Here is a 20604-nt window from a genome sequence, read left to right as displayed (position 1 = left end):
GATCCGGTGGTTCCGCATGGAAGGGCCATCGCTCAACGGATAAAAGCTACCCCGGGGATAACAGGCTTATCTCCCCCAAGAGTCCACATCGACGGGGAGGTTTGGCACCTCGATGTCGGCTCATCGCATCCTGGGGCTGTAGTCGGTCCCAAGGGTTGGGCTGTTCGCCCATTAAAGCGGTACGCGAGCTGGGTTCAGAACGTCGTGAGACAGTTCGGTCCCTATCCGTCGTGGGCGTAGGAAATTTGAGAGGAGCTGTCCTTAGTACGAGAGGACCGGGATGGACGCACCGCTGGTGTACCAGTTGTCTTGCCAAAGGCATAGCTGGGTAGCTATGTGCGGAAGGGATAAGTGCTGAAAGCATCTAAGCATGAAGCCCCCTCGAGATGAGATTTCCCATAGCGTAAGCTAGTAAGATCCCTGAAAGATGATCAGGTTGATAGGTTTGAGGTGGAAGCGTGGTGACACGTGGAGCTGACAAATACTAATAGATCGAGGACTTAACTAAAAAGATTACTTGGTTCCTGTGTTTTTCTTCCTATATGATTTAGTTTTGAGAGAACAACTCATAAAAACATAATAGTCTGGTGGCGATAGCGAGAAGGTCACACCCGTTCCCATACCGAACACGGAAGTTAAGCTTCTCAGCGCCGATGGTAGTTGGGGGCTCTCCCCCTGTGAGAGTAGGACGTCGCCAGGCACCTAAGGCCTTAAAAGCATTAGCTTTTAAGGCCTTTTTATGTATTTATAAAGATTTTAAACATACATCTAAGATACTTCCCCTCTAAATCCCTTCATTTTCTAAGATTAATTCTACAGGGTCTATAGCTCTCACTTGATAATCGATTCAAATCAGACTATAGTATATATAATTTAATTGTAAAAACTTACTGTTCATTAATAAAAGTTCGCCCCTTTCAGGTTTGAGATTGAGTAATAATGGGAAAATTAATAAAACATCAATCTTGCTAAAAATCTTTTTTATCATGTATAATTATAGTCAAATATAGTCAAAGTCAGAAGGGGGAGGCTTGGTGAGAAATATTTCGGATATAATTGAGAATTATTTAAAACAAGTGTTAGAGATGAGCGGAAAATCACTTGTTGAAATTAAAAGAAGTGAAGTTGCCGATAGATTTGATTGTGTACCATCACAAATAAACTATGTCATCAATACTCGATTTACAATTGAAAAAGGATACATGGTTGAAAGTAAACGAGGTGGAGGCGGCTTCATCCGAATAATGAAGGTGCAATCACATGATTCCGCTGATCTCATTGACCAATTACTATCCCTTATACAAAGTCGAATACCTCAAAGCAGTGCAGAAGACGTTATTTTCCGGCTCGTTGAAGAAGAGGTAATTAATGAACGAGAAGCGAAAATAATGCTGAGTGTAATTGATCGCTCTGTGCTGTACCTTGACCTTCCATATAGAGATGAATTAAGAGCAAGACTTTTAAAGGCAATGTTAACAACATTAAAATATAAATAAGAATGTTAGCTGTGAGGTGAAAGCATGAACTGTTCAGAATGTCAGCAAAGGCCTGCAACACTTCATTTTTCTAAAACCATTAATGGTAACAAAACTGAGTTTCATCTGTGTGAATATTGTGCTAAAGAAAAGGGTGACTTATTTGTTGCAAATGAATCTCCTGGATTTTCATTCAACAGCCTTTTAGCCAGTTTGCTAAATATGGAACCTAGCTTTCAGCAAATTAAACATGATACGTACCATAAAGAAGCAGATCTTCAATGCAAGGAATGTTCAATGACTTTCCCACAGTTCACGAAGATAGGAAGATTTGGCTGTCCTAATTGCTATGATACATTCAAGGACAGATTACAACCTATATTTAAAAGACTTCATGGCGGAAATGTTGAAAATAAAGGCAAGGTTCCTGCAAGAGTTGGAGGCCATATTCTAATTAAAAAGGAAATTGGTAAGCTACGAGAACACTTAAAGGAACTTATTATCCAGGAAGAGTTTGAAAAGGCTGCTGAAGTCAGAGATGACATTAGAAAAAAGGAAAAACAACTGGTAACTTTTGATGAGAGGGGAGAGTAGGAGTTGTCTTTTGAAAAATTCATTAATAATGCAAAAACATCCTGGATGTGTTCAGATGGACCTGACTCTGATATTGTACTAACCTCTCGAATCAGATTAGCCAGAAATATAAACACACTTAGATTTCCAATCCTTTTTTCTAATGAGGAAGCAGAATCTGTGATTCATAAGGTTAGTGAAAAGCTTGCTGACCAAACCAATGAAAATGCAAGAAATTTAGAGCTATTGAAGATGGAAGAACTTCAACAACTTGAAAAAAGGGTGCTTGTTGAAAAGCATTTAATCAGTCCTCTTCTTGCTAATGAAGCAGTCTATGGAGCGTGTGTTCTATCAGACGATGAAGAAGTAAGTATTATGCTTAATGAAGAGGATCATATCAGGATCCAGTGCATCAAACCTGGACTACAGGTAATGGAAGCATTAGATAAAGCCAACGATATAGATAATTGGTTAGAAGAATCTGTAGATTATGCGTATCATCTTGAATTAGGGTATTTAACGAGTTGTCCCACAAATATAGGCACAGGTTTAAGGGCCTCTGTCATGATGCATCTCCCAGGGATGGTCTTAACCCAGCAGATGAATAGAATTATACCAGCCATTAATCAATTAGGGCTTGTTGTAAGAGGAATTTATGGGGAGGGCAGCGAAGCTTTAGGGAATATATTTCAAATATCCAACCAAATAACATTAGGCAAATCAGAAACAGATATAGTAGAAGAATTAAAAAGTGTAGTACTTCAGCTTATTGAGCAAGAAAGAGCTGCAAGAGAGGCATTAGCAAGAACTTCAAACATACAATTAGAAGATAGAGTTTTCCGATCATATGGAATCCTCTGTAACAGCCGAATCATCGAAACAAAAGAAGCAGCTAAATGCTTATCAGATCTTCAATTGGGAATTGACCTGGGTTTTATTAAAAATGTCTCAAAAGGTATACTTAACGAACTGCTTATCTTGACTCAGCCTGGTTTTCTCCAGCTTTATTCAGGCGGGCAAATGAATCCAAATGATCGCGACATTCGCCGCGCATCCTTAATAAGAGAAAGATTATTGTTGGAAACAGAGTAATTATATAATTGGGAGGATGACATTATGATGTTTGGACGTTTTACAGAAAGAGCACAGAAGGTATTGGCACTTTCACAAGAAGAAGCAATCCGCTTAGGACATAACAATATTGGAACAGAACATATTTTGCTTGGATTAGTCCGCGAGGGAGAAGGCATTGCTGCAAAGGCATTGCAAGCTCTTGGATTAGGACCTGAAAAAATTCAAGAAGAAGTTGAAAATCTTATTGGCCGTGGGCAAGAGGGCTCTCAAACAATTCATTATACTCCTAGAGCAAAAAAGGTAATTGAACTATCTATGGATGAAGCAAGAAAACTTGGCCACTCCTATGTGGGAACAGAACATATTCTCCTTGGACTTATCCGTGAAGGAGAAGGTGTAGCAGCACGTGTATTGAATAATGTAGGTGTAAGTTTAAATAAGGCGAGACAGCAGGTACTACAGCTGCTTGGAAGCAGTGAATCAGGTGGTCATCAAGGAAGCTCTGCTGCAAGTGCAAATACTCCAACACTAGATAGCCTTGCAAGGGATTTGACTGCGATTGCAAGAGAAGGCAGCCTTGATCCGGTTATCGGCAGAAGTAAGGAAATTCAACGTGTTATTGAAGTATTGAGCAGAAGAACAAAGAATAATCCAGTACTAATCGGGGAGCCGGGTGTCGGTAAAACGGCTATAGCAGAAGGCTTGGCCCAACAAATTGTTCAAAATGAAGTTCCTGAGATTTTGAGAGATAAAAGGGTTATGACTTTAGATATGGGTACTGTTGTGGCAGGAACAAAGTACCGGGGTGAGTTTGAAGATCGCTTGAAAAAGGTGATGGATGAAATTCGCCAAGCAGGGAACATCATCTTATTCATTGATGAGTTGCATACGTTAATTGGAGCAGGTGGAGCAGAAGGTGCTATCGATGCATCCAACATATTAAAGCCGTCATTAGCAAGAGGAGAGCTGCAATGTATTGGTGCAACAACACTTGATGAATACCGCAAGTATATTGAAAAAGATGCAGCATTAGAAAGACGCTTCCAGCCAATCACAGTTGATGAACCAACAATGGAAGAGTCTATTCAGATTCTCAAAGGATTGCGTGACAGATATGAAGCACATCACCGAGTGTCCATTATTGATGAAGCAATTGAAGCAGCGGTAAAATTATCAGATCGATATATTTCTGACCGCTTCTTGCCAGATAAAGCAATTGATTTAATCGATGAAGCTGGTTCGAAAGTAAGATTAAGATCTTATACAACTCCTCCTAATTTAAAAGAATTAGAGGTTAAACTAGAAGAGGTGCGTAATGAGAAGGATGCATCTGTTCAAAGTCAAGAATTTGAAAAGGCTGCTTCATTACGCGATACAGAGCAAAGACTTCGTGAACAGCTAGAAGAAACGAAGAAAAATTGGAAAGAGAAACAAGGTCAGGAAAATACAGAAGTGACAGTTGAAGATATTGCAAGTGTCGTATCAAGCTGGACTGGAATTCCTGTATCAAGATTGGCACAAACAGAAACTGATAAGCTTCTTAATATGGAAAGCATTCTTCATAACAGAGTAATCGGTCAAGAGGAAGCAGTAAAAGCAATCTCTAAAGCTGTCAGAAGAGCAAGAGCAGGTTTAAAGGATCCAAAACGTCCAATCGGCTCCTTCATTTTCTTAGGTCCAACAGGTGTTGGTAAAACAGAGCTTGCCCGTGCCCTTGCTGAATCAATGTTTGGAGACGAGGATGCGATGATCCGTATTGATATGTCTGAGTATATGGAGAAGCATTCCACTTCTAGACTGGTAGGTTCACCTCCAGGATATGTGGGTTATGAGGAAGGCGGACAGCTTACTGAAAAAGTAAGAAGAAAACCTTATTCAGTTGTACTTTTAGATGAAATAGAAAAAGCCCACCCTGATGTTTTCAATATCCTATTGCAGGTGTTAGAAGATGGGCGCTTAACTGACTCTAAAGGCCGAACAGTAGACTTCAGAAATACTGTGCTTATTATGACATCAAATGTTGGTGCATCTGCATTAAAATCAAATAAATATGTAGGCTTCAATATTCAGGACGGAGAACAAGACTATAAGGATATGAAGGGGCGTGTGATGGAAGAGCTGAAAAGAGCATTCCGCCCAGAGTTCTTGAACCGTATAGATGAAATTATCGTATTCCATTCCTTAGAGAAGAAACATCTTCAAGAAATCGTTTCTCTAATGGCTGATCAGTTAGTTAGCAGACTTAAAGAGCAAGATATTAATCTTACTATTACAGATGCAGCTAAAGCGAAGATTGCTGAGGAGGGGTATGATCCTGAATACGGAGCAAGACCATTGCGCAGGGCCATTCAAAAGCATATTGAGGACCGTCTGTCAGAAGAGCTCCTTAAAGGTACTGTCTTAAATGGTCAGCATATTGATTTAGATGTAGCTGATGGGGAATTCACTGTAAATGTGAAGGACGCACAGCAATTGACAAACTTGCAAAAATAACGGTTAATATCATAAATGGCACACGTTTTACTATTGCGTGTGTCATTTGTTCTTTATAGGGGCCTTAAAAGGTTACCTGATTGACAAAAGGTAAGGAGATACAAGAATGGCGAAAAGAAAGACTAAATTCTTATGTCAGGAATGCGGCTATGAATCTGCAAAATGGATGGGTAAATGTCCTGGCTGTGGAAACTGGAATACGATGGTGGAGGAAGTTGAAAAAGCACCTGCACAGAGAAAAGGTGCCTTTGCTCATTCTCAAGGGATGACGTTAGCTGCTAAGCCTATCCCTGTTACAAGCATTGAAACAGTTAATGAACCTAGAATAAAAACAGACTTAGGAGAGCTTAACCGCGTTTTAGGTGGTGGTGTAGTGCCTGGTTCCCTTGTCCTAATTGGAGGAGATCCTGGAATCGGAAAATCGACGCTGCTTCTTCAGGTGTCTGCTCAACTAGCACTGAAGAAACAATCTGTCCTATATGTTTCAGGTGAGGAATCTCAAAAACAAACAAAATTAAGAGCAGACAGGCTTGGAGTAATGTCTGATCAGCTCCTTGTATATTCAGAGACTAATTTAGAGGAAATCAGCAGAACAATAGAAAATTCGAAAGTTGATTTTGTCGTTATAGATTCTATCCAAACAATTTTTCATCCAGAAGTCACATCTGCCCCAGGAAGTGTATCTCAAGTGCGAGAGTGTACGGCTGAGCTAATGCGGATAGGAAAGACGAAAGGGATTGCTATCTTTATCGTTGGTCATGTGACGAAGGAAGGGTCTATTGCAGGTCCAAGGCTGCTTGAGCATATGGTAGACACTGTTCTATATTTTGAAGGGGAAAGACACCACACATACAGAATATTAAGAGCAGTAAAAAACCGTTTCGGATCTACAAATGAAATGGGCATTTTTGAAATGAAAGAATTTGGACTGGAGGAAGTGGAAAATCCTTCAGAAATTTTCCTGGAGGAACGCTCACAAGGTGCTGCTGGTTCAACAGTTGTTGCTTCTATGGAAGGAACAAGACCAGTACTTGTTGAGATTCAAGCTCTTATTTCTCCAACAAGCTTTGGAAATCCAAGGCGGATGGCAACAGGGATAGACCATAATCGTGTGCCACTGTTAATGGCTGTTCTTGAGAAAAGGGTAGGAATGCTGCTCCAAAATCAAGATGCCTATTTAAAGGTTGCAGGAGGGGTTAAGCTTGATGAACCAGCAATTGACTTAGCTATTGCAGTTAGTATTGCATCCAGCTTTAGAGATAAGACAACCAGAGCAACTGATTGTATTATCGGGGAAGTTGGGTTAACTGGAGAAGTGCGTCGAGTATCGAGGATTGAACAAAGAGTCCAAGAAGCGGCTAAATTGGGATTTGAGCGCGTTATATTGCCTACCAATAACCTATCTGGTCTCAAGGCTCCTGAAGGTATTCAGCTAATAGGTGTCAGCTCTGTCGGAGAGGCGTTAAAGGCAGCATTAGGAGAATAACCGTCTTTCGTAAAAAAACGTTTGATGTTGCATTATTGGTATGATAAAATGTAATGTTTAAATAATTTGACAGTGAATTACCAATAATGCTACTCTAAAAATAGCCAAAAAAGAACAAAAAGTTTGCTAATTAACTTTTTCATTACAAATAAAAAAATTCTCTGTAATATTAGGTTTCAAATTCGGGAATTTGTTTATAATGTGAAAGAGGAGGTGTAAGTATTGTTAAGACGGATTGTACAGGCATGTTTTTTAATTATTGGGGGTACTTTAGGAATAGTCTTTATTCCTGATTTATTAAATATGGTAAATCTAAATCATAATTTAATAAATAACCCTTACGTATCGGCAATACTTGGTGCCATTATTTTTTATTTTATTACTTTATGGGCGATAGATTATATTGTTAATTTTATCAAGCTGGTGGAAGAAACCCTTGTAAAGGCTCCAATCACTGATATTATTTTCGGAAGTGTCGGTTTAGCTTTCGGACTGATATTGGCCTTTTTGATCGGCTATGCACTTACCGCCATAAAAGTACCGTTAATCAATACGGTCGCGCCTATTCTTTTAACTTTACTTTTTGGCTATTTAGGTTTTCAAGTAGGATTCAAAAAGAGAGACGAGCTATCCAATCTTTTTGCGGCTAGAAAGAAAAAATCAAATGAAGAAGAAGTATTAAAAACAGAAAAGGGCAATTTGAAAATACTAGATACAAGTGTCATTATTGACGGAAGAATCGCTGATATCTGCCAAACTGGTTTTCTTGAAGGAACGATTGTGATACCTCAATTTGTGCTTGGAGAATTGCAGCATATAGCTGATTCCTCTGATGCATTGAAACGAAACAGAGGTAGACGAGGACTAGATATTCTCAACCGTATTCAAAAGGAACTTGCGATTAAGGTAGAGATATATGAAGGCGATTTTGAAGAGATTACAGAAGTGGACAGTAAGCTTGTAAAGCTGGCTAAAATAACAAATGGTGTTGTAGTTACAAATGACTTTAACTTAAACAAAGTTTGTGAATTACAGCAAGTAGCTGTTCTTAATATTAATGATTTAGCTAATGCTGTTAAACCAGTGGTACTTCCAGGTGAAGAAATGAAGATTCTTATTATTAAGGACGGTAAAGAACATAATCAAGGTGTAGCCTACTTAGATGACGGCACAATGATCGTTGTAGAAGAAGGTCGCAACTTTATCGGAAAACATATTGATGTCCTTGTAACGAGTGTTTTACAGACATCTGCAGGAAGAATGATTTTTGCAAAACCGAAATTATTAGAAAAAGCATTGTAATGGATGGGAGTTTGTTTTATGGCTTATGAAGTCATTATACCGGCCGCTGGTCAGGGGAAAAGAATGGGAGCAGGAAAAAATAAACTGTTTCTTAAAATAGACGGTCTGCCAGTTTTTATTCATACTTTAAAGGTATTCGAAAAGGATGAAAACTGCAGTAAGATTTGGCTGGTGACCAGCCCCCAGGATAAACAAGAAATGCATTCGCTAATAAAAAGGAATAAAATAACGAAAATTGCTGCTATTGTTGATGGTGGAGATGAAAGACAATATAGTGTATACAATGCTGTAAAGGAAATTTCTAAAGATGCTATTGTATTAGTCCATGATGCCGCCAGACCATTCATTGATGTTCACCAAATGAGGGAATTGACAGAAGTTGCAGCAATGAATGGAGCAGCTGTCTTAGCAGTCCCGATTAAAGATACCGTTAAAAAGGTAACAGGTGACATAGTCGAAGAGACAGTAGATCGTTCTAGCTTGTGGGCTATCCAAACCCCACAAGCTTTTCGTATTTCCTTATTAAAAGAGGCTCATGAAAAAGCAATTCGTGAGGAGTTTCTTGGTACAGATGATGCTAGTCTTGTAGAAAGATTGGGGCAAAATGTAAAAATAGTCATGGGTAACTATGACAATATAAAATTAACGACACCAGAGGATTTATATTTTGCTGAAGCAATTATTCAGAAATATAAAGTCTAAATATAACAGCAAAAGGAGTACGTAATATGTTACGAATAGGACAAGGCTTTGATGTGCATCAATTAGTAGAGGGAAGACCACTCATCATTGGCGGCATTGAAATTCCACATGAAAAGGGTCTACTTGGGCACTCAGATGCAGATGTACTTTTACATACTATAGCAGATGCTTGTTTAGGAGCAATTGGAGAAGGAGATATCGGTAAGCATTTTCCTGATACAGATCAAGCATTTAAGGACTTTGATTCGGCAATTCTGTTAAAAGAGGTCTGGAGCTTGGTGAAATCCAAAGGTTATGAATTAGTTAATGCTGATTGCACCATCATGGCACAGCAGCCTAAAATGGCTCCACATATTAAAGCAATGCAATCAAGGATTGCTGAACTGTTAGAAACAGAACCGGAAAATGTCAATGTAAAGGCAACGACGACTGAAAAACTAGGTTTTACTGGAAGAGGAGAGGGCATTGCTTCATTAGCAGTAGTCCTTTTACAGAGAAAAGTACAGTAACACTCTTTTAATGGAAAATACTAAATGATAGAATAAACAAGAAATATGTTGAAACAAAATCAAGGAGGCAGAACCATGACTAACGAAATACGTGTTCGTTATGCCCCAAGTCCAACGGGACATTTGCACATAGGGAATGCACGTACTGCATTATTTAATTATTTATATGCACGCAATTTAGGTGGGAAGTTTATCATCCGAATTGAGGATACAGATAAAAAACGCAATATCGAAGGTGGAGAGCAAAGCCAATTAAAGTACTTGAAATGGCTAGGCATCGACTGGGATGAAAGCGTAGATGTTGGTGGAGAATTTGGGCCATACCGCCAATCTGAGCGAAATGATATTTATAAGAAATATTACACAGAATTGCTTGATCGTGGATTAGCATATAAATGCTATTGTACAGAAGCTGAAATTGAAGCAGAGCGTGAAGAGCAAGTTAACAACAATGAGACACCTAAATATTCAGGTAAATGCCGTCATTTGACAAAGGAAGATCAAGCGAAGCTAGAGGCAGAAGGCAGACAGCCAAGCATTCGCATTAAAGTTCCAGAGAATGTTGTTTATGAGTTCGAAGATATGGTTAAAGGTTCTGTTTCCTTTGAATCAGAAACAATTGGCGATTATGTTATCGTTAAAAAGGATGGCACACCTACTTATAACTTTGCGGTTGCTATAGATGACCATCTAATGGAAATCTCTCATGTTCTTAGAGGAGATGACCATATTACAAATACACCAAAACAGTTAATGGTTTATGATGCACTTAACTGGAAAAGACCGATTTTTGGTCATATGACTTTAATCGTTAATGAAAGCAGAAAGAAATTGAGCAAACGTGATGAGTCCATCATTCAATTTATCGAGCAATATGAAGAGCTTGGCTACTTGCCAGAAGCGCTTTTCAATTTCATTACACTGCTAGGCTGGTCTCCAGAAGGTGAAGAGGAACTATTTACGAAGGAAGAGTTCATCAAAATTTTTGATGCTGCAAGATTATCGAAGTCACCAGCTTTGTTTGACCAGAATAAGCTAGCATGGATGAACAACCAATACATTAAAAAGGCCGACTTAAACAAAGTTATTGATTTAGCATTGCCACATCTTATTAAAGCAGGACTTGTGCAAGAGAACCGTTCCACTGAAGAAGATCAATGGGTTAATAACCTAATTGGCTTATATCAAGAACAAATGAGCTGTGGTGCTGATATTGTCGGACTGTCTTCTTTATTCTTCAGTGAGGATATTCAGTATGATGAAGAAGCAAAAGAGGTTTTAGCTGGTGAGCAAGTGAAGGATGTTCTTTCTGCCTTTAAGGAAGAGCTTGCTAACTTAACTGATTGGAATGCAGATAATATTAAAGCTGCTATAAAAAGTGTTCAAAAATCAACAGGCCAAAAAGGCAAGAACTTATTTATGCCAATTCGTGTAGCTGCAACTGGTCAAACCCATGGTCCAGATCTGCCGAAAGCAATTGAATTGCTCGGAGCTGCTAAGATCGAAAAAAGATTATTATCACTAATTAGTTAACATTCTGATGAAAATGTAATATAGTAAAGAAAAAACGTCTAAATAACAAAAACGTAGAAGAGGAAAAGTAAAAAAAGGATGCTTATTAGAGAGAATCATCATCGGCTGAAAGTGGTTCAAGCCTCTCCTTTTTTGAAGTGCCCCTCTGAGTCCTGTATTGAACAACTAAGCATAGGCAGAATAAAAGCCTAGGACTTTGGTTTAGTAAATAGAGGCGGTACCTAACCGTTAACAAGGTTTGAGTGGAGATTATTGCCTAGGGAGTAATCTAAACAGAGTGGAACCGCGCGTAAAAGCGTCTCTGTCTTTTGGGACAGAGACGCTTTTTTTTATGTAGTTCGGTATATAAATAAAGCTGAGATACAAGTTAGTCGGCTTTCATGTAAATAGATAGAGGATGAATTGGGAGGGTTAAAATGTTTAAGCGCATTAAAGAAGATATATCAGTAGTATTTGAACAAGATCCGTCAGCGAGAAGCTCAATTGAAGTAATCCTTACTTACTCTGGAGTACACGCAATATGGCATCATCGCATTGCGCATCGTTTCTATAAACATGGATGGTATTTTCTAGCCCGTACAATATCTCAATTCAGCCGTTTACTAACTGGAATAGAAATACATCCAGGTGCAACAATTGGAAGAAGACTCTTTATTGACCATGGCATGGGAGTTGTTATAGGGGAAACTTGTGAAATAGGAGATAATGTCACGATATTTCAAGGGGTAACCTTAGGGGGAACAGGGAAAGAGAAAGGAAAGAGACATCCGACCGTTAATGATAATGCTCTGATTGCAACAGGAGCAAAGGTGTTAGGATCAATAATAATTGGAGAAAATGCAAAAATTGGTGCCGGGTCTGTCGTTTTGAAAGATGTGCCACCTAATTCTACTGTTGTAGGTATTCCTGGGACTGTAGTGGTGCAGGATGGTATTAGGATAAAAAAAGACTTAAACCATTCCGATTTACCTGACCCGTTTGCAGAGCGAATGAAGGAACTTGAAAATGAGTTGCTTAATTTGAAAAATGAATTGAATGAGTTGAAAAAGGAAGGGTGACATAGATAATGTCTATTCAAATTTATAATACATTATCAAGGGAAAAAGAAGAGTTTGTCCCATTAGAAGAGGGTAAGGTTAAAATGTACGTTTGCGGTCCAACGGTATACAATTATATCCATATTGGAAACGCAAGACCTGCCATTGTATTTGATACAGTAAGGAGATATCTAGAATTTAGAGGATATGATGTTAACTTTGTTTCTAATTTCACTGATGTTGACGATAAACTTATCAGAGCTGCCAATGAGTTAGGTGAAGAGGTTCCTGCAATTGCAGACCGCTTTATTGAAGCATATTTTGAAGATGTTACTGCATTAGGCTGCAAAAAAGCGGATACTCATCCGCGTGTAACAGAAAGCATGGACATCATTATTGAATTTATAGAGGCACTGATAGAGAAAGGCTATGCTTATGAGTCTGAGGGAGATGTGTATTACCATACAAGGAAGTTTGAGGGTTATGGTAAATTATCTCATCAATCAATTGATGAACTGAAGTCTGGTGCAAGAATAGCTGTTGGAGAGAAAAAACAGGATTTTCTTGATTTTGCGCTATGGAAGAACGCGAAAGAAGGAGAGATTTCTTGGGATAGTCCATGGGGGCAAGGAAGACCTGGTTGGCATATAGAGTGCTCAGCAATGGTTAAGAAGTATTTAGGAGACACAATTGATATCCATGCAGGAGGACAGGATTTAGCCTTCCCTCACCATGAAAATGAAATTGCCCAATCTGAGGCATTATCCGGAAAGACGTTTGCAAACTATTGGATGCACAACGGATATATTAATATAGATAATGAAAAAATGTCTAAATCATTAGGTAACTTTATTACAGTTCACGATATCCTGAAGATTCATGATCCACAAGTATTAAGATTCTTCATGCTGTCAGTTCATTACCGTAACCCGATTAATTACAGTGAAGAAGTATTAGAGAATACAAGAGCTGGATTGGAACGAATCAGAACTTCTTATGACAATCTGCTGCATCGTAAGGTCACAAGTACTGACTTAACGGATACAAATGAGGAGTGGCTAAATAAGATTAACGGCTTACATGAACAGTTTATCACAAGCATGGATGACGATTTTAATACGGCTAACGGAATTTCTGTTCTATTTGAGCTTTCACAGCAAGCAAACTATTACTTGCTGGAAAAGACAACGTCTGCTACAGTCATTAATGCTTTCATAAAAGAATTTGAAGAGTTGTTTGGTGTTCTTGGACTTTCTCTTGTGAAGGAAGAACTGCTTGATGAGGAGATTGAAGCACTTATTGAGAAGCGGAACCAAGCTCGTAAGGACCGCAACTTCCAGTTGGCAGACCAAATTAGAGATCAACTGAAGGCGATGAACATCATTTTAGAAGATACACCACAGGGCATTCGCTGGAAAAGAGGGTAATGGATGCTCCTTTATGATAAGAAACTTGATGAAAAACAATTGAACAGCTTGGCGCTTGCTTATATGGGTGATGCTGTTCTGGAGATATATGTACGACGACATCTTTTATACAGTGGGAAGGTGCGACCAAACCAGCTGCATAGAGAAGCAACAAAGTATGTTTCTGCAAAGGGGCAGGCAAAAGTTGTTCATGCACTTATAGAAGATGAATTCTTTACACCTGAGGAATTTGCGGTAATGAAAAGAGGAAGAAACGCAAAATCAGGAAGTATCCCTAAGAACACAGATGTTCAAACATACAGGTACAGTACAGGATTTGAAGCTGTGCTTGGATATCTATATTTGACTGAGGATGAGAAGCGGCTTGAGGAGATTATCCAAGCCGCACTGTCCATCATTGAAAAGCAGTAGGAGGAACAAAAAAGTGGATAATGATTATATTGTTGGGAAAAACGCCGTAATTGAAGCGTTAAAATCCGAAAGGGATGTAAATAAAATCCTTATTGCAGAGGGTTCACAAAAAGGACAGATGCAAACTGTTATAGGTTTGGCGAAAAGTGAAAATGTGCTTGTCCAGTTTGTACCAAAGAAAAAGTTAGATACATTAGTGGATGCGAACCACCAAGGTGTTGTGGCACAGGTAGCGGCATATCAATATGCTGAGATAGATGATTTGTTTGCTCTTGCAGAAAAACGCAATGAGGCACCATTTTTCTTGCTGCTGGACGAGATAGAGGATCCTCATAATTTAGGATCTATCATGAGGACTGCGGATGCTGTAGGAGCTCATGGTATTATTATCCCAAGAAGGAGAGCTGTTGGCCTCACTGCAACAGTTGCTAAAGCATCAACAGGTGCAATTGAGCATATTCCTGTGGTTAGGGTAACAAATATGGCTAGAGCAATCGATGAACTGAAGGAAAGAGGAGTCTGGATTGCGGGAACTGATGCTAAAGGGAAAGAGGATTATCGCCAGTTTGATGGGACGATGCCGCTTGGACTTGTAATTGGAAGTGAAGGAAAGGGCATGGGAAGGCTCATCCGTGATAAGTGCGATTTTCTAATTCAGCTACCAATGGCAGGAGCAGTTACATCATTGAATGCATCTGTAGCTGCAGCACTCTTAATGTATGAGGTTTATCGTAAACGCCATCCACTTGAGGGATAACAATGGATATACTCTTAGTTGATGGCTATAACATTATTGGAGCATGGCCAGAGCTCAACAAGCTGAAAAACAAGGATTTATCTGCTGCAAGAGATGCTCTTTTAGAGAAAATGGCTGAATATCAGGGATTCTCAGGCTATCGTGTTATTGTCGTTTTTGATGCTTATTATGTTAGGGGCACAGAAAAGAAGCTTAAGAACTCCAAGGTTGAGGTCATTTTCACAAAGGAAAATGAAACGGCTGATGAAAGAATTGAAAAGCTTGCCAAGGAGCTCAGCAACAGGAGAACACAAATCCATGTTGCCACATCTGACTTTACGGAACAGTGGGCTATTTTTGGACAAGGAGCTCTAAGAATCTCAGCAAGAGAGCTTCTGATTGAAATGGCAGAGATAGAAAAAAATATTGAAAAAAAAGTGAAGCGAATTAAGGAAAGAAAGCCAGTAATCAAGATACCGCTTTCGAAAGAAATGGAAGAATTATTTGAAAAATGGCGCCGTGGCGAAAAATGAGTTGTTGACGCTTAAAAAAACCCTACTGTATAATGGTTTTATCCATGATTGCGCGGTCGGGGGGATCTGTATGAGTACTGACAACAGGAGTAAAAGCAATGAAAGTGTTGAGAAGTATTTAGAGCTTGAAGATGAAACACTGGTCGAATTAGTTCATAAAGGAGAAAGTGATGCATTAGACTTTCTCATCCAGAAGTATCGTAATTTTGTAAGAGCTAAAGCTAGATCCTATTTCCTAATTGGTGCTGATAAAGAAGATATTGTCCAAGAAGGCATGATCGGCTTATATAAGGCAATCCGTGATTTTAAAGGGGACAAGCTTTCGTCGTTTAAAGCATTTGCCGAATTATGCATAACCAGGCAGATTATAACTGCTATTAAGACAGCAACAAGACAGAAGCATATTCCTTTAAATTCCTACGTCTCTCTTGATAAGCCAATTTATGATGAAGAGTCAGATCGAACATTAATGGATGTTATTTCTGGAGCAAAGATATTAGATCCAGAAGAGTTGATTATCAATCAGGAAGAGTTTGACCATATTGAAGTGAAAATGTCGGAGCTTCTTAGTGATTTGGAAAGAAAAGTGCTGGCCCTCTATTTAGATGGCCAATCCTATCAAGAGATTTCAGAAGAGCTAAACAGACATGTGAAGTCGATAGATAATGCTCTTCAAAGGGTAAAGAGAAAGCTTGAGCGTTATTTAGAGATTCGTGAGTTTTCACTTTAATAAGAGCGAATTCGTAAGAAAAGGCAAATAACTGACTAATATTGACATACATTCATGTCCATGTTACAGTTTGGGGAGATATAAAGGACGTAGTAGGTGTAATTTAAATGAAAAATAAGATTGTACTGGCTTGTGAGAAGTGCAGCTCTAGAAACTATTCTACAATGAGCAGCAAAACCGCAGATCGCCTTGAAGTAAAGAAATATTGTCAAACATGCAATGCACATACAGTTCATAAAGAGACAAAATAGCAAATTACTGCTTAAGACAGGCTACCCGCTTTTAAATATGGAGGTAACGAAATGCAACGCACTGTTAACTTTTTCCGTGAAGTAGGCAGAGAAATGAAAAAGGTTAGTTGGCCGAAGAGAAAAGAACTGACTAACTATACAATCACTGTTCTTGCGACAGTAATATTCTTTTCTGTGTTCTTTGCACTTGTTGATATGGGAATTTCTGAACTAATTCGTTTAATACTTGAATAACTGTTGTCCACTCATGGTATAATGGTAACACAATAGGAAACACACAAAGCCCGGAAACGGGTTTTTTCATTGCTTGAAAATAATAAAAAAGCTTTTTTATGCGATAGCTCTTTTTTATAGGAGCAGGTTACATAAGGCATAAAGAGTAAAAGCGTTAAGGAGGGACGGACATAACAGTCCTCTAATATGGAAAAAAATTGGTATGTAGTTCATACTTACTCTGGTTATGAGAATAAAGTTAAAACTAACTTGGAAAAGCGCGTTGAAACAATGGGAATGCAAGATAAGATATTCCGTGTAATCGTGCCAGAAGAAGAAGAAACAGATGTAAGAAACGGCAAGACAAAAATTGTTAAAAGAAAAGTTTTCCCAGGCTATGTGCTTGTGGAAATCGTCATGACAGATGATTCTTGGTATGTTGTCCGCAATACGCCAGGAGTAACAGGGTTTGTTGGTTCTGCTGGTTCTGGTTCAAAGCCAACACCACTTATGCCTGATGAGGTGCAAGTCATCCTTAAGAGAATGGGTGTTGACGAGCAACGCATTGAAATTGAATTTGAATTAGGTGAAACAGTTAAGGTAAATGAAGGTCCGTTTGCAAACTTTACTGGGTCAGTTGAAGAGATCGATACTGACAAAGCAAAAGTGAAGGTTTTAGTGAATATGTTCGGCAGAGATACTCCTGTGGAGCTTGATTTTACACAAATTGAAAAATTTTAATCTGAAAAACTTGAAATGAGCACGAAAAAGTGTTAATATTTCAAAGGTCAGTATGTCTCAAATAAAGAGACAAGATATTGTCGAATTCTTTATGATGATATAAAGATCATATGTGTTGAGTGGGAGGGGAAAACCCCTATTACCACATCACGGACTTTAAGGAGGTGTGTCTCGTGGCTAAAAAAGTAATTAAGGTTGTTAAATTGCAAATTCCAGCAGCTAAAGCAAATCCGGCGCCACCAGTTGGACCAGCATTAGGTCAAGCAGGTGTTAACATCATGGGATTCTGTAAGGAGTTTAACGCTCGTACAGCTGAACAAGCTGGTTTAATCATTCCTGTTGAGATTACGGTTTTTGAAGACCGTTCATTTACATTTATTACAAAAACTCCACCTGCTGCAGTTTTATTGAAAAAAGCAGCTGGTATTGAGTCTGGTTCTGGTGAACCTAACCGTAATAAAGTAGCAACTGTTAAGCGTGATAAAGTACGCGAGATTGCTGAAACAAAAATGCCTGATCTAAATGCAGCTAGCGTTGAAGCAGCTATGCGTATGGTTGAAGGTACTGCCCGCAGCATGGGTATTGTTATTGAAGACTAAACCATATCCAATATGGTTCTGTTGATTAAGGTTGCGACATCTTTTGTTAGCGTCGCAACCTTTATTCGTGGGAGGTAATTCCGCTAAAACCACAATTCAAGGAGGAAATATGTTATGGCTAAAAAAGGTAAGAAGTATTTAGAAGCTATCAAACAAGTTGATCGTACTAAAGCTTACCCAGTTGCAGAAGCAATTGAACTAGTTAAAAAAACAAGCACTACAAAATTTGATGCATCAGTTGAAGTTGCTTTCCGTCTAGGAGTAGATCCTAAGAAAGCTGACCAACAAATCCGTGGAGCAGTTGTTCTTCCACACGGTACTGGTAAAACTCAACGCGTGTTAGTTTTTGCTAAAGGTGAAAAACTTAAAGAAGCAGAAGCTGCAGGTGCAGATTTTGTTGGAGATGCTGAATATATCACTAAAATCCAACAAGGTTGGTTCGATTTTGACGTTATCGTTGCTACTCCAGACATGATGGGTGAAGTTGGTAAACTTGGTCGCGTATTAGGACCTAAAGGTTTAATGCCAAACCCTAAAACTGGAACAGTTACTTTTGATGTAACAAAAGCAGTTAACGAAATTAAAGCTGGTAAAGTAGAATACCGTGTTGATAAAGCTGGAAACATCCACGTACCAATCGGTAAAGTATCTTTCGAAGATGCTCAACTAGTTGATAACTTCACAACTATTTTTGATACAATGCAAAAAGTTAAGCCAGCAGCAGCTAAAGGAACTTACATGAAGAACGTTTCTGTTACTTCAACAATGGGACCTGGCGTTAAAGTAGATCCTTCTACTGTTTGATAAAAATTGGCATTTGACAAAATAAGATGAATAGCATATACTTCATCTTGTTGTTAAAATAAATATAAACATTTATACCAAAGACAGCAGGTGCATTAAGCTTAATTTCCTGCCGAGGTAATACGATAGACTTAACAGTTGTGTAAACGACTATTGTATATTCCTCCATGTCTTTTCCTGATATGGAGGATTTTATTTGCCGGTATGAATGTAATTCTACAGGAGGTGTAAAGATGAGCAGCATTATCGAACAAAAGCAGCAAATTGTATCTGATATCGCAGATAAATTGAAAGCAAGTAAATCAACAATCGTTGTTGACTACCGTGGTCTTACTGTTTCTGAAGTAACTGAACTTCGTAAACAACTTCGTGAAGCTGGCGTTGAATTCAAAGTTTTCAAGAACTCAATGACACGCCGCGCTGCTGAAGTTGCTGAACTAAGCGGTCTTAATGATGCTTTGACTGGTCCTAACGCTATTGCATTCAGTAATGAAGATGTAGTTGCACCAGCAAAAATCATTAATGACTTTGCTAAGAAACACGAAGCGCTTGAAATTAAAGCGGGTGTAATCGAAGGAAATATCGCTTCTGTTGAAGATGTTAAAGCTCTTGCTGAGCTACCATCTCGCGAAGGACTTCTTTCTATGCTTCTCAGCGTGCTTCAAGCACCAATCCGCAACTTGGCTCTTGCTACAAAAGCAGTTGCAGATCAAAAAGAAGAACAAGGAGCGTAATCTTTTACGCTACTATCAAGTATCCTAATAAAACACATACAAAACAAGGAGGAAATTTATAATGTCTAAAGAACAAATCTTAGAAGCAGTTAAAAACATGACTGTTTTAGAACTAAACGACCTAGTTAAAGCTATTGAAGAAGAATTCGGTGTAACTGCAGCAGCTCCTGTTGCTGTTGCTGGTGCTGCTGGCGGAGAAGCTGCAGCTGAACAAACTGAATTTGATGTTGTTCTTGCATCTGCTGGAGATCAAAAAATCAAAGTTATCAAAGTTGTTCGTGAAATCACAGGCCTTGGTCTTAAAGAAGCGAAAGAACTTGTTGACAACACTCCTAAAGCAGTTAAAGAAGGAGCTACTAAAGAAGAAGCTGAAGAAATCAAAGCTAAACTTGAAGAAGTTGGAGCTAACGTTGAAGTTAAGTAATGTTAGTTTGGAAAAGCCCGCTGCATAGGCGGGCTTTTTTGACCTTGAAATGAACACCTGTTAAAATAAGTTTTGTCAATATCCTCGGTATTATTCTTCTATAAATTTCTCCATGGAGGTGGTCAAGTATGACTGAACATTATTACTCTCGTTCCCAAAATGTTAGCAGTGATCCAAATCATTGGGATTTCACCCTGAAAGGAAACAGGTTTCGCTTTAAAACAGATAACGGTGTTTTTTCGAAAAAAGAAGTCGACTTCGGTTCGCGTGTATTAATAGAAGCATTTTCATATCCGGAAGTGGATGGCGACATACTTGATGTCGGCTGCGGATATGGACCGATTGGACTTTCTGTAGCAAAAGAGGGGAAGGGCAGAACTATACACATGGTTGATGTGAATGAAAGAGCATTGAATCTTGCGCAAGAAAATGCGGAAATCAACCATATTGATAATGTTTTAATTTATGAAAGTGACAGGTTGTTGCAGGTAAAAGGGAATAAATTTGCTGCTATCTTAACAAACCCGCCAATTCGTGCAGGAAAAAAGGTAGTCCATGATATTTTTGAGCAAAGTTTTGAGCATCTTATCCATAATGGAGAGTTGTGGGTTGTAATTCAGAAAAAGCAAGGTGCACCTTCTGCTCTAGAGAAGCTAGAGCAATTGTTTCAAGAAGTGGAAGTTGTAGAAAAGCAAAAAGGATATTTTATTATAAAAGCAAAAAGGATTGACTAGTCCGAATCGTTGTGATAGCATTGTATAATGCCAATATATTATTTTTCTTTTATCCATTATTTTTATTTATTTATTGTATAAAT

At 38.7% G+C, this 20604-nt stretch carries 23 protein-coding genes, 2 rRNA genes and 2 other annotated features (1 of these 27 running past the window's edge); all 25 genes read left to right on the top strand.

All coding sequences use genetic code 11. The features are described 5' to 3' along the window. A 23S ribosomal RNA gene (locus NQZ71_RS01790) occupies nucleotides 1-508 on the top strand; it begins 2426 nt to the left of the window's first position. A gap of 75 nt (nucleotides 509-583) precedes the next feature. Then, nucleotides 584-700: ribosomal RNA gene (gene rrf, locus NQZ71_RS01785) — 5S ribosomal RNA — on the top strand. Between the two features lie 334 nt (nucleotides 701-1034). Then, on the top strand, nucleotides 1035-1496 hold the full coding sequence (locus tag NQZ71_RS01780) for a CtsR family transcriptional regulator (protein ID WP_127742343.1): 462 nt from the start codon (nucleotides 1035-1037) through the stop codon (nucleotides 1494-1496). 24 nt (nucleotides 1497-1520) lie between these two features. Next, a complete protein-coding gene (locus tag NQZ71_RS01775; RefSeq protein WP_317011221.1) occupies nucleotides 1521-2069 on the top strand; it encodes a protein-arginine kinase activator protein McsA in 549 nt (182 codons plus the stop codon). 3 nt (nucleotides 2070-2072) lie between these two features. Further along, entirely contained in the window at nucleotides 2073-3140 is a 1068-nt protein-coding gene (locus NQZ71_RS01770) for a protein-arginine kinase McsB (protein WP_144458358.1), read from the top strand. 24 nt (nucleotides 3141-3164) lie between these two features. Next, nucleotides 3165-5615: an ATP-dependent protease ATP-binding subunit ClpC gene (gene clpC, locus NQZ71_RS01765; protein WP_260055500.1), complete on the top strand. Its 2451-nt coding sequence runs from the start codon at nucleotides 3165-3167 to the stop codon at nucleotides 5613-5615. 106 nt (nucleotides 5616-5721) lie between these two features. After that, the gene (gene radA / locus NQZ71_RS01760) at nucleotides 5722-7101 is read left to right on the top strand and encodes a DNA repair protein RadA (protein ID WP_144458356.1); all 1380 of its coding nucleotides are present in this window, start codon (nucleotides 5722-5724) and stop codon (nucleotides 7099-7101) included. Nucleotides 7102-7323: 222 nt separating this feature from the next. After that, the gene (locus NQZ71_RS01755; protein ID WP_144458355.1) at nucleotides 7324-8403 is read left to right on the top strand and encodes a PIN/TRAM domain-containing protein; all 1080 of its coding nucleotides are present in this window, start codon (nucleotides 7324-7326) and stop codon (nucleotides 8401-8403) included. Nucleotides 8404-8421: 18 nt separating this feature from the next. Then, nucleotides 8422-9105 carry a 2-C-methyl-D-erythritol 4-phosphate cytidylyltransferase gene (ispD, locus tag NQZ71_RS01750; RefSeq protein WP_144458354.1) on the top strand — a complete coding sequence of 228 codons (684 nt, stop codon included), beginning with the start codon at nucleotides 8422-8424 and terminating at the stop codon, nucleotides 9103-9105. A 26-nt stretch (nucleotides 9106-9131) separates the two neighbouring features. Continuing rightward, on the top strand, nucleotides 9132-9614 hold the full coding sequence (ispF, locus tag NQZ71_RS01745; RefSeq protein WP_144458353.1) for a 2-C-methyl-D-erythritol 2,4-cyclodiphosphate synthase: 483 nt from the start codon (nucleotides 9132-9134) through the stop codon (nucleotides 9612-9614). A gap of 75 nt (nucleotides 9615-9689) precedes the next feature. Next, entirely contained in the window at nucleotides 9690-11147 is a 1458-nt protein-coding gene (gene gltX, locus NQZ71_RS01740; RefSeq protein WP_144458352.1) for a glutamate--tRNA ligase, read from the top strand. A 45-nt stretch (nucleotides 11148-11192) separates the two neighbouring features. Then, nucleotides 11193-11453 (top strand) — a binding site (T-box leader). Between the two features lie 110 nt (nucleotides 11454-11563). Then, nucleotides 11564-12205: a serine O-acetyltransferase gene (gene cysE / locus NQZ71_RS01735; protein ID WP_144458351.1), complete on the top strand. Its 642-nt coding sequence runs from the start codon at nucleotides 11564-11566 to the stop codon at nucleotides 12203-12205. Between the two features lie 8 nt (nucleotides 12206-12213). Beyond that, a complete protein-coding gene (cysS, locus tag NQZ71_RS01730) occupies nucleotides 12214-13611 on the top strand; it encodes a cysteine--tRNA ligase (RefSeq protein ID WP_144458349.1) in 1398 nt (465 codons plus the stop codon). Nucleotides 13612-13614: 3 nt separating this feature from the next. Continuing rightward, nucleotides 13615-14022: a Mini-ribonuclease 3 gene (locus NQZ71_RS01725; RefSeq protein ID WP_127742365.1), complete on the top strand. Its 408-nt coding sequence runs from the start codon at nucleotides 13615-13617 to the stop codon at nucleotides 14020-14022. A gap of 13 nt (nucleotides 14023-14035) precedes the next feature. Continuing rightward, a complete protein-coding gene (gene rlmB, locus NQZ71_RS01720; protein ID WP_144458345.1) occupies nucleotides 14036-14779 on the top strand; it encodes a 23S rRNA (guanosine(2251)-2'-O)-methyltransferase RlmB in 744 nt (247 codons plus the stop codon). A gap of 2 nt (nucleotides 14780-14781) precedes the next feature. Next, nucleotides 14782-15291, top strand: a complete 510-nt coding sequence (locus NQZ71_RS01715; protein WP_127742369.1) for an NYN domain-containing protein — start codon at nucleotides 14782-14784, stop codon at nucleotides 15289-15291. 70 nt (nucleotides 15292-15361) lie between these two features. Beyond that, a complete protein-coding gene (gene sigH, locus NQZ71_RS01710; RefSeq protein ID WP_127742371.1) occupies nucleotides 15362-16021 on the top strand; it encodes an RNA polymerase sporulation sigma factor SigH in 660 nt (219 codons plus the stop codon). Between the two features lie 107 nt (nucleotides 16022-16128). Then, on the top strand, nucleotides 16129-16272 hold the full coding sequence (gene rpmG, locus NQZ71_RS01705; RefSeq protein WP_127742373.1) for a 50S ribosomal protein L33: 144 nt from the start codon (nucleotides 16129-16131) through the stop codon (nucleotides 16270-16272). A 51-nt stretch (nucleotides 16273-16323) separates the two neighbouring features. Continuing rightward, nucleotides 16324-16506, top strand: coding sequence for a preprotein translocase subunit SecE (gene secE, locus NQZ71_RS01700; RefSeq protein ID WP_127742375.1), 183 nt, complete (start codon nucleotides 16324-16326; stop codon nucleotides 16504-16506). Between the two features lie 186 nt (nucleotides 16507-16692). Further along, nucleotides 16693-17226, top strand: a complete 534-nt coding sequence (gene nusG, locus NQZ71_RS01695) for a transcription termination/antitermination protein NusG (RefSeq protein ID WP_275009676.1) — start codon at nucleotides 16693-16695, stop codon at nucleotides 17224-17226. 173 nt (nucleotides 17227-17399) lie between these two features. Continuing rightward, nucleotides 17400-17825, top strand: a complete 426-nt coding sequence (gene rplK, locus NQZ71_RS01690) for a 50S ribosomal protein L11 (RefSeq protein ID WP_141434103.1) — start codon at nucleotides 17400-17402, stop codon at nucleotides 17823-17825. Between the two features lie 114 nt (nucleotides 17826-17939). Continuing rightward, a complete protein-coding gene (gene rplA, locus NQZ71_RS01685) occupies nucleotides 17940-18629 on the top strand; it encodes a 50S ribosomal protein L1 (protein ID WP_127742379.1) in 690 nt (229 codons plus the stop codon). Between the two features lie 59 nt (nucleotides 18630-18688). Beyond that, nucleotides 18689-18833 (top strand) — a sequence feature (ribosomal protein L10 leader region). 29 nt (nucleotides 18834-18862) lie between these two features. Continuing rightward, a complete protein-coding gene (gene rplJ / locus NQZ71_RS01680; protein WP_144458343.1) occupies nucleotides 18863-19363 on the top strand; it encodes a 50S ribosomal protein L10 in 501 nt (166 codons plus the stop codon). 61 nt (nucleotides 19364-19424) lie between these two features. Continuing rightward, on the top strand, nucleotides 19425-19787 hold the full coding sequence (gene rplL, locus NQZ71_RS01675; RefSeq protein ID WP_127742383.1) for a 50S ribosomal protein L7/L12: 363 nt from the start codon (nucleotides 19425-19427) through the stop codon (nucleotides 19785-19787). Nucleotides 19788-19915: 128 nt separating this feature from the next. Then, nucleotides 19916-20521: a class I SAM-dependent methyltransferase gene (locus tag NQZ71_RS01670; protein ID WP_144458341.1), complete on the top strand. Its 606-nt coding sequence runs from the start codon at nucleotides 19916-19918 to the stop codon at nucleotides 20519-20521. The last annotated feature ends 83 nt before the right edge of the window (nucleotides 20522-20604 follow it).

Origin of the sequence: Niallia taxi (assembly GCF_032818155.1) — a bacterium.
Classification (GTDB): domain Bacteria; phylum Bacillota; class Bacilli; order Bacillales; family Cytobacillaceae; genus Niallia; species Niallia taxi_A.
The sequence above is the reverse complement of the archived record's forward strand: the minus strand, read 5'-3'. Positions and strand labels throughout refer to the sequence as shown.

What these genes read in the sequence shown, in the direction of transcription:
- NQZ71_RS01775 (WP_317011221.1), top strand. Translation starts at nt 1,521, where the DNA reads ATGAACTGTTCAGAATGTCAGCAAAGGCCTGCAACACTTCATTTTTCT.
- clpC (WP_260055500.1), top strand. Translation starts at nt 3,165, where the DNA reads ATGATGTTTGGACGTTTTACAGAAAGAGCACAGAAGGTATTGGCACTT.
- radA (WP_144458356.1), top strand. Translation starts at nt 5,722, where the DNA reads ATGGCGAAAAGAAAGACTAAATTCTTATGTCAGGAATGCGGCTATGAA.
- ispD (WP_144458354.1), top strand. Translation starts at nt 8,422, where the DNA reads ATGGCTTATGAAGTCATTATACCGGCCGCTGGTCAGGGGAAAAGAATG.
- ispF (WP_144458353.1), top strand. Translation starts at nt 9,132, where the DNA reads ATGTTACGAATAGGACAAGGCTTTGATGTGCATCAATTAGTAGAGGGA.
- gltX (WP_144458352.1), top strand. Translation starts at nt 9,690, where the DNA reads ATGACTAACGAAATACGTGTTCGTTATGCCCCAAGTCCAACGGGACAT.
- cysE (WP_144458351.1), top strand. Translation starts at nt 11,564, where the DNA reads ATGTTTAAGCGCATTAAAGAAGATATATCAGTAGTATTTGAACAAGAT.
- cysS (WP_144458349.1), top strand. Translation starts at nt 12,214, where the DNA reads ATGTCTATTCAAATTTATAATACATTATCAAGGGAAAAAGAAGAGTTT.
- NQZ71_RS01725 (WP_127742365.1), top strand. Translation starts at nt 13,615, where the DNA reads ATGCTCCTTTATGATAAGAAACTTGATGAAAAACAATTGAACAGCTTG.
- NQZ71_RS01715 (WP_127742369.1), top strand. Translation starts at nt 14,782, where the DNA reads ATGGATATACTCTTAGTTGATGGCTATAACATTATTGGAGCATGGCCA.
- sigH (WP_127742371.1), top strand. Translation starts at nt 15,362, where the DNA reads ATGAGTACTGACAACAGGAGTAAAAGCAATGAAAGTGTTGAGAAGTAT.
- rpmG (WP_127742373.1), top strand. Translation starts at nt 16,129, where the DNA reads ATGAAAAATAAGATTGTACTGGCTTGTGAGAAGTGCAGCTCTAGAAAC.
- secE (WP_127742375.1), top strand. Translation starts at nt 16,324, where the DNA reads ATGCAACGCACTGTTAACTTTTTCCGTGAAGTAGGCAGAGAAATGAAA.
- nusG (WP_275009676.1), top strand. Translation starts at nt 16,693, where the DNA reads ATGGAAAAAAATTGGTATGTAGTTCATACTTACTCTGGTTATGAGAAT.
- rplA (WP_127742379.1), top strand. Translation starts at nt 17,940, where the DNA reads ATGGCTAAAAAAGGTAAGAAGTATTTAGAAGCTATCAAACAAGTTGAT.
- rplJ (WP_144458343.1), top strand. Translation starts at nt 18,863, where the DNA reads ATGAGCAGCATTATCGAACAAAAGCAGCAAATTGTATCTGATATCGCA.
- rplL (WP_127742383.1), top strand. Translation starts at nt 19,425, where the DNA reads ATGTCTAAAGAACAAATCTTAGAAGCAGTTAAAAACATGACTGTTTTA.
- NQZ71_RS01670 (WP_144458341.1), top strand. Translation starts at nt 19,916, where the DNA reads ATGACTGAACATTATTACTCTCGTTCCCAAAATGTTAGCAGTGATCCA.